Here is an 8,238-nt window from a genome sequence, read left to right on the forward strand (position 1 = left end):
CGACCCGTCCGCCACGCCGCTGGATCGCCTCGAGGCGGCCCGGGAAGTCGGGTGCGGTGCACAATGAGCCGTTCGACGCGTACGGGTTGGCGCCGAGCATGAGCACATGGTCGGTTCGGTCGCGGTCCCGGTGCCGGATCTCGACCGGACCGACCATGTGCTCATGCTCGGCGCCAACCCGTACGCGTCGAACGGCTCATTGTGCACCGCACCCGACTTCCCGGGCCGCCTCGAGGCGATCCAGCGGCGTGGCGGACGGGTCGTGGTCGTCGATCCGCGGCGGAGCGAGACCGCCGCCCACGCGGACCGGCACGTCGCGATCCGACCGGGCACCGACGCCCACCTGCTCGCATCCATCGCGCACGTGCTGCTCGCCGAGGACCTCGCCGCGCCGGGGCGGCTCGCCGAGCTGTGCTCCGGTCTCGACGAGCTGCCGGACCTGCTGGCTGCCTTCACGCCCGAGTCGGCGGCTCACGTGTGCGGCATCGACCCCGACACCATCCGCGAGGTGGCGCGCGAGTTGGCGGCCGCGCCGACCGCGGCGGTGTATGGCCGGATCGGCACGTGCACGCAGGAGTTCGGCACGCTCGCGTCGTGGCTCGTCGACGTGGTCAACATCCTGAGCGGCAACCTCGATCGTGTCGGCGGGGCGATGTTCACGACCGGCGCTGCGGGGCAACCGTCGACGAAGGGCCAGCCCGGGACGGGCCGCGGGATGCGGCTCGGCCGCGTGACGAGCCGCGTGGCCGGCCGGCCCGAGTCGCTCGGCGAGTTCCCCGTGAGCGCGTTGGCCGAGGAGATCGAGACGCCGGGCGAGGGGCAAGTCCGGGCACTGGTGACCGTCGCCGGGAACCCGGTGTCGTCCACCCCGAACTCGAACCGCCTCGACGCAGCGCTGGCCTCGCTCGAGTTCATGGTCGCGATCGACATGTACGTCAACGAGACGACGCGGCACGCCGACGTGATCCTGCCGCCACCGTCACCGCTCCAGAAGTCGCACTACGACCTCGCACTGCTGAACTTCGCGGTCCGCAACGTCGCCAACTACTCGCCCGCCGTGCTCCCGCTCGACGACGACCAGCCTCAGGAGTGGGAGGTCGTGCTCCGCCTCGCAGCCGTCGTCGCCGGGGCCGGCATCGACGCAGACCTCGCTGCGATGGACGACGAGATCGCGCAAGCCGTCGTCGGAGCCGCCGTCCGCGACGAGCACGGCACGGTGCACGACCGGACCGCCGACGAGCTGCTCGACGTGGTGGGCGAGCGCACCGGGCCGGAGCGGCTGCTCGACGTGGCGCTCCGGACCGGGCCGTTCGGGGACGGGTTCGGCGTCGAACCCGACGGGCTCTCACTCGCACGACTCGAGCGCAGCCCCCACGGCATCGACCTCGGACCGCTCCAGGAGCACCGCCTGCCGGAACTGCTGCGGACACCGTCGGGCACGGTCGAGGTGCTCCCCGAGCCGATCCGTGCCGACCTTCCCCGACTCGTCGCATCCCTCGACCGCAACTGGGCGGACTCGGTCGTTCTCGTCGGTCGTCGCCACATCCGTTCGAACAACTCGTGGATGCACAACGTCCGGGTCCTGACGAAGGGCCGCAACCGATGCACGCTCCATGTCCACCCCGACGACGCCGACCGGTTCGGCCTCGCCGACGGTGCCGCCGCCGAGGTGACGTCCCGGGTCGGCAGGGTCACCGTCGACGTCGAGATCACAGACGGCATCCGTCCGGGCGTGGTCAGCATCCCGCACGGCTTCGGGCAGAACCTGCCCGGGGTGCGGCTGCGCGTCGCCCAGGAGTATCGCGGCGTGAACACGAACGTCCTGACCGACGAGGAGCTGTGCGACGAGCTGAGCGGCAACAGCGCCCTGAACGGCGTGCCGGTCACGGTCCAGCCGGCCCGAGACGAGCTCAGCCGATCATCCGACCGGTGAGATCGGTCGACTCGACGTCGATGGCCGAATAGGGCAGGCGGGCGAAGAAGGCGTCCGCCTGCCGCGCCAGGGCCCGGATCGCAAGGTAGTTGACCGAACCGCCGATCGCGGCCCCGATGCCGATCGGGAGCAGCCGTCCGACGGCGACCGCGCCACGGCGCGTGCCGTACCGGCGGACGAGCGCTCGGCCCATCAACCGGTTGGCGGTCTGCAGCGTGCTGAGCCGCAACCGACCGTCGCCGCTCGGCGCGAGCCCGGTCGACGCCTGTTGGAGCGCCCGGGCGAACTCGTCGCGCGCCGAGCTGCCGTAGATCAGAACAGCGAGCACCCACGCCCGGCGCTCGTCGACCGAGGGGTCGGGCATACCGTGCAGAGCGGCGATGGTGAGGATCAGGTCACCGGCGCGAGCCGTGAACCAGCCGAGCTCGGCGGTCGTCGCGGCGATCGTCGCTGCGGTGCCGACGGCCGGTGCGGCGGCGGCCGCTCCGGCTGCCGCCCCGGCAGCTCCCAACTCGCGCGAGAACGACGCGGTGACCGCGGCGATCTTCTCGGGCCTGATCGTCCCCCCGACCGACTCGGCCCGGCGCCTGGCCTGCTCCCAACGATGCTGCGAGACGTCGTCGATCGACGCCAACATGCTCCGTGAGAGACGCTGCGCCTCCTCGGGACCGAGGCGGTCGACCAGCCGCGTCGCCCACTCGGACGCCTTGGCGTTCAGGCGATCGCTGACCGGCACGGCGGCGCTGGGTCTCAGCCGACCAACTCGGCGAGTCGGCGGATGCCCTCTTCGAGATCCGCGTCGCCGAGCGCGAAGCTGAATCGGGCATAGCCGGGCGCGCCGAACGCCTCGCCGGGCACGAACGCGACCTTCGCCTGATCGAGCACCAGGTCCGCCAGCTCGAGCGTCGTGGCGGCGACCGAGCCACCGATGTCGCGCCCGAGCAACCCCGACATGTTGGGGAAGCAGTAGAACGCACCCTGCGGTTCGATGCAGGTGACGCCGTCGATGTCGTTGAGCATCCCGTGCATCGTCGTGCCGCGTCGAGTGAACGCCTCGCGCATCATCACCACGTCGTCGAGGGGGCCGGCGACGGCGGCGAGCGCCGCCCGCTGGGAGACGTTGGCGACGTTCGACGTGGCATGGCTCTGGAAGTTCGAGGAGGCCTTGACGACGTCGGTCGGGCCGATCATCCATCCGACACGCCACCCGGTCATCGCATACGTCTTGGCGACACCGTTGACCACGAGGCACTGTTCGGCGAGATCGGGCACGAGGGTCGGCATCGAGGCGAACTCGTGGGCACCGTACGTGAGGTGCTCGTAGATCTCGTCGGTGACCACCCAGACGCCGTGCTCGACGGCCCACTCACCGATGGCCGCGACCTCGGCCGGCGTGTACACCGCGCCCGACGGGTTGTCCGGGCTGACGAAGAGCAGCACCTTCGTCCGCTCGGTGCGTGCGGCCTCGAGCTGGTCGACGGTGACCTTGAAACCGGTCTCGTCGCCCGTCTCGATCACGACGGGCACCCCGCCCGCCAGGGTGATCGACTCGGGGTAGGTGGTCCAGTACGGGGCAGGGAGCAGGACCTCGTCGCCCGGGTCGCACAGCGCCGCGAAGGCGGTGTACACGGCGTGCTTGCCGCCGTTGGTGACGAGCACCTGGGCGGCCTCGACCGCGTAGCCGGAGTCGCGCTTCGTCTTGTCGGCGATGGCCTGCTTGAGCTCGGGCAGGCCGCCGGCCGGCGAATAGCGGTGGTTCTTGGGATCGCGGCAGGCCTCGATCGCGGCGTCGACGATGTGGACGGGGGTCGGGAAGTCGGGCTCGCCGGCACCGAAGCCGACCACGTTCTCGCCTGCGGCCTTCATCGCCTTTGCCTTGGAGTCCACCGCCAAGGTGGCGGAAGGAGCGATGGCGGCGAGTCGTTGTGATGTTCGGTTCACGTGTCCATCGTGCCAGACGAACTCCCCGACGAGGTACCCAGAATTGGCGTGAGCCCGCCCCCGAGAGGGAAGCGGGCTCACGCCATGCGATGGTGCACCCATCGAGTTCAGTCGTCGGAGCTGTCGTCGTCGTCGGAGCTGCTGTCGTCGTCGATCCGCTCGATGGTGATGCGGGCGACGGGGCCCTCCCAACCGTGCACGGCGGGGTCGAGGTCGGCGATCCCCTCGACTCCCGGGTGCGGTGCGATCACGCCGCCCTCCGGCTCACGGACGAAGGGGTTGCCGCCGACCGGGCCGGGGATGTGGCTGGCCAGCTCGTTGTTGGCCTCGGTGCCAGCGTCGTAGGCGCGGACCTCGAAGACCTGCGTCCGGTTGCCGAGGCGGACCGAGTCGAGGCCGGTGAACGCATCGTTCGTGTTGACCAGCATGTTCACGAGGCTGAGACGGTCGCCACGGCGTGCGTCGAAGGTGAACGTGCTGACACCGCCGGGCCCGAACGGCGCGTCGCCGCCCACGAAGGCGTCGCGAACGCCCGGGACCTGGTCGTAGGTGTCGACGAACACGCCGAGGTTGGCGTCCTCGGCGATGGCGGCGACCGCAGCGGTGGCCGGCGAACCGGTGTTCCACACGTCGACACGGCGCGAGTGGACGACCGCGCCGGCCGGCGAGAACGGCTGGAACCCGGTCGAGATGTTCTCGATCGTGACCTGATAGGTGGCATTGGCGCCTCCGCGCCCGGCGTCGGCGACGCTCGGGACCGCGGCGAGGCCGCCGAGCGCGACGGTGACGGCGAGGCTGCGGCGGAGGGTGTGGCGGGACGTCTTCATGGTGGGTGAACTCCTCATCGAGTCGTGTTGGGGACGGACACCACTGAAGGGCACCGGCCGCGAAACGGACAAGGAGATGCGGCGAAACAAATCGGGCCGAACACGAAACGAAAGATGAAGGCGTAGCCGTGGGAACCAGGGCGATCGCTGCCATCCTTCGGGCTGTGGACCCGACCTCGATCCGACTCCCCGCGCACCTGCTGCCCGCCGACGGCCGATTCGGTTGCGGGCCCTCCAAGGTCCGACCCGCCCAGATCGACGCCATCGAGGCGGCAGCGGCCACCGTGATGGGCACGTCACACAGGAAGCCCCAGGTCAGAGACCTCGTCGGCTCGATTCGCAGCGGTCTGCGCGACCTCTTCTCGCTCCCCGACGGATGGGAGGTCGTGATCGGCAACGGCGGCACGACGGTGTTCTGGGACGCAGCGAGCTTCGGCCTCGTCACCGAACGCAGCCAGCACCTGGTGTTCGGCGAGTTCTCCTCGAAGTTCGCGGTGGCGTGCGCCGCGGCGCCACATCTCGGCGATCCGACGGTCATCGAGAGCGCGACCGGCGATCACCCCGACGCCGTCGCCGAGTCCGGCATCGATCTGTACGCCCTGACGCACAACGAGACGTCGACGGGGGTCGCCATGCGGCTCACGCGGCCCGCGGGAGCCGACGGGGGCGCCCTCGTCGCGGTCGACGCCACGTCGGGCGCCGGTGGGCTGCGCTGGGATCCGGCGGAGGTCGACGTCTACTACTTCGCGCCCCAGAAGTGCTTCGCGAGCGACGGTGGCCTGTGGCTGGCCGCCTGCTCCCCTGCCGCGGTCGAGCGGGTCGAGCGGTTGGCCGCCGGCGACCGCTGGTGCCCTGCGTCGATCGATCTCGGCATCGCGCTCACGAACAGCCGGTCGAACCAGACCTACAACACCCCCGCAGTCGCGACGCTGGTGATGCTCGCAGCGCAGGTGGAGTGGATGAACGGCAACGGAGGCCTCGAGTGGTGCGCCTCGCGCTCCGACCGGTCGGCCGCCATCATGTACGACTGGGCCGACCGCACCACGTGGACCACAGCGTTCGTGACCGACCCGGCCAAGCGCTCGAGCGTCGTCGCCACGATCGACCTGGACGACGCGATCGACGCCACCGACGTCAGCACGGCACTGCGGGCGAACGGCATCCTCGACACCGACAGCTACCGCAAGCTCGGCCGCAATCAGCTCCGCATCGGGATGTTCCCGGCGATCGAGCCGAGTGACGTCGAGGCGCTCACCGTGTGCATCGAAGCGACGGTCGACGCGCTCGCGGCGTGAGCCGACCGCTCTGACACACTGATCCCGTGCAGACCGACGACGTGCTCACCATCGAAGCCGACGAGCTCGGCGAGCTGCGGTCGCCGGTGATGCTGATCGCGCTCACCGGCCTGTTCGACATCGGCGGCGCAGCGACGACGGCGCTCGACGAGTTCGCGCCCGCCGACGCTGCGGTCACCGTCGCCGAGATCGACCCCGATCCGTTCTACGACTTCACGCAGCAGCGACCCCAGGTCGAGATCGAGGACGGCGACATCCGCGTGATCCGATGGCCCGAGAACAAGTTCGACGTCGTGCGCGGGTCGGGTGACCGGGATCTCGTCGTGCTCGTCGGCGTCGAGCCGCATCTCGCCTGGCCGTCGTACTCGGCGTGCATCGCCGAAGTCGCCGACCGCCTGGGCTGTGAGGCCGTCGTCACGGTGGGGTCGGCCGCCGAACCGGTGCCCCACACCCGCACGCCGCTGGTGACCGGCAGCACGACCGACGCAGGGCTCGCCCAACGGTTGGGCATCGGTCAGCCCAGCTACCAGGGGGTGACCGGCGTGGTCGGTGTCATCCAGGCCGATCTGACCGCACGTGGCTTGCCGGCGGTGTCGCTGCGGGTCGGCGTGCCGCACTACCTGATGAGCGCCGAACATCCCCAGGCGGTCGCAGCGCTCCAGACTCATCTGGGCCACGTGCTCGGTGTCCCGGCGCCCGACGTCGGCCATCTCGCCGACGACATCGAGCGCTGGCGCGGACTGCACGACGAGGTGGTCGCCGGCGATGTGCAGCTGCAGCTGTACGTGAAGATGCTCGAGCAGGAGTACGACAAACGAGCCGAGGCGGCGATCCCCTCGGCCGATGACCTGGGTGCGCAGTTCGAGGAATTCCTCAAGGAGCAGCGCGATGACGGGCCGGCGGGCACCTGAGCCCGCCGGTGGGCAGTCAGCCGAACGTCACGGTGGCCGGGTAGACCGCCGTGTCGTAGGCGACGAGCGCGTCGGTCGTCGAGCTGTCGGGCACGGCGATCCGGACCTCGGCCACCCGTCCCGCGCCGAGTGAGTACGCGCCACCGGCGAACGCCAGATCGAAGGACACGCCTCTGAACTCGCCCGGTTCAGGCGAGAGCACTCCGACGTCCTCAGCCAGGGTCACGCAGTCCGAGCCGTCGGCCGTGCAGTCGTACAGGCCGGCTGCGACGACGACGAACGCTTCGCCGGGGTCGGATGCCGGCGCGATCCAGACCTGCAGACGGACCGGCGCCGTCAGCGTGACGACCGTGGTCGGCGCCCGCCAGATCTGACGCTCGCTCACGTCGGCACTGCCGAGGCCACCGACGGAGCGTTCGATCGTCAGGCCGGGATCGGTGTTGCGGTCGGTGTCGTAGTTCGGGAGTGTCGTGCCGTTGATCGGCGCCCTCGTCAGCAGCGGCAGCGCCGGCGTCGACGGCACGTCACCTGCGGCCGGCGACGCCATCGTCAGCCGGCTCGGCGCCGTCGGCACGGTCGTGGTCGTGGTGGTCGTCGTTGGTGGCGGCGCGGTCGTGGTGGGGGCGGCCGTCGTGGTCGGGGCCGCCGTCGTGGTCGGCGCCACCGTGGTCGTCGGGGCAGCGGTCGCCGCCACCGTGGTCGGGGTGATCGTCGTGGTCGGGGTGATCGTCGTGGTCGGCGCGATCGTCGTGGTCGGCGCAACTGTCGTGGTCGGCTCAGTTGTCGTGGTCGTGGTGGTGGTCGTCGTTGTCGTCGTGGTCGATGGCTCGGTGACGACGGGTACCGGCGTCGGCGGTGGTATCGCTGCGCCGCCGTCGTCGACAGCCCCTCCGTCGTCACCATCGTCGACGACGACCGGCACCTCGTCGGCCGCCTCGGCGTCGTCGCCACCCGAGGGCAGACCGGCGGCGATCGTCGTCAGGATCATGCCGATGACAGCGGCCGTCGCCGCACCGACGGCGGCGCCCCCATCCAACAGGCGGCGCGGGAACAGCCGGATCTGGGCGATCAGCGAGAGGGGTCCCATCGCCGCCCACAGGCTCCCGAGCGAGACCGACATCATCGCCCTCACCACCGCCGGGTCGAACTGGGTACCGGCGCATTGCTCGAGCTCGGCGCGCGCCCGCGAGGCCGGTATCGGCTTCTTGTACGACCGCGCCGAGGTCATGACGTCGAAGGCGTCGGCGACGCAGACGATCCGCGAGGCGAGCGCAGTCTCCTGGCTCGAGATGCCGGTCGGATAGCCCCCGCCTTCCCAGCGCTCGTGGTGC

At 70.7% G+C, this 8,238-nt stretch carries 7 protein-coding genes; 3 read left to right on the plus strand and 4 right to left on the minus strand.

Annotated elements, in window-relative coordinates; translation table 11 throughout:
- The first annotated feature begins 106 nt into the window (after positions 1-106).
- On the plus strand, positions 107-1,933 hold the full coding sequence (locus QNJ12_RS22595; protein WP_300626190.1) for a molybdopterin dinucleotide binding domain-containing protein: 1,827 nt from the start codon (positions 107-109) through the stop codon (positions 1,931-1,933).
- Here QNJ12_RS22595 and QNJ12_RS22600 read toward each other — a convergent pair.
- The 3 genes from QNJ12_RS22600 to QNJ12_RS22610 all read right to left on the minus strand — a co-directional run bounded on the left by QNJ12_RS22600 (position 1,911) and on the right by QNJ12_RS22610 (position 4,701).
- The gene (locus QNJ12_RS22600; protein WP_300626192.1) at positions 1,911-2,669 is read right to left on the minus strand and encodes an EcsC family protein; all 759 of its coding nucleotides are present in this window, start codon (positions 2,667-2,669) and stop codon (positions 1,911-1,913) included. The two genes, QNJ12_RS22595 and QNJ12_RS22600, sit on opposite strands and share 23 nt — an antisense overlap.
- 14 nt (positions 2,670-2,683) lie before the next feature.
- Positions 2,684-3,874, minus strand: coding sequence for a pyridoxal phosphate-dependent aminotransferase (locus tag QNJ12_RS22605; protein ID WP_300626194.1), 1,191 nt, complete (start codon positions 3,872-3,874; stop codon positions 2,684-2,686).
- Between the two features lie 107 nt (positions 3,875-3,981).
- On the minus strand, positions 3,982-4,701 hold the full coding sequence (locus QNJ12_RS22610) for a spondin domain-containing protein (RefSeq protein ID WP_300626196.1): 720 nt from the start codon (positions 4,699-4,701) through the stop codon (positions 3,982-3,984).
- A gap of 164 nt (positions 4,702-4,865) precedes the next feature.
- On the opposite strand from QNJ12_RS22610, the gene serC reads away from it, so the two are divergent.
- Both serC and QNJ12_RS22620 read left to right on the plus strand, forming a co-directional pair.
- On the plus strand, positions 4,866-5,996 hold the full coding sequence (gene serC / locus QNJ12_RS22615) for a phosphoserine transaminase (protein ID WP_300626198.1): 1,131 nt from the start codon (positions 4,866-4,868) through the stop codon (positions 5,994-5,996).
- Positions 5,997-6,022: 26 nt separating this feature from the next.
- Complete coding sequence (locus QNJ12_RS22620) at positions 6,023-6,907, plus strand: PAC2 family protein (RefSeq protein WP_300626200.1); 885 nt, start codon at positions 6,023-6,025, stop codon at positions 6,905-6,907.
- A gap of 16 nt (positions 6,908-6,923) precedes the next feature.
- On the opposite strand, the gene QNJ12_RS22625 is transcribed toward QNJ12_RS22620, so the two are convergent.
- The coding region (locus QNJ12_RS22625) for an HD-GYP domain-containing protein (protein WP_367281844.1) at positions 6,924-8,238 on the minus strand (1,315 nt) is incomplete at its 5' end.

It is taken from the genome of Ilumatobacter sp. (assembly GCF_030065885.1).
Classification (GTDB): Bacteria; Actinomycetota; Acidimicrobiia; order Acidimicrobiales; family Ilumatobacteraceae; genus Ilumatobacter.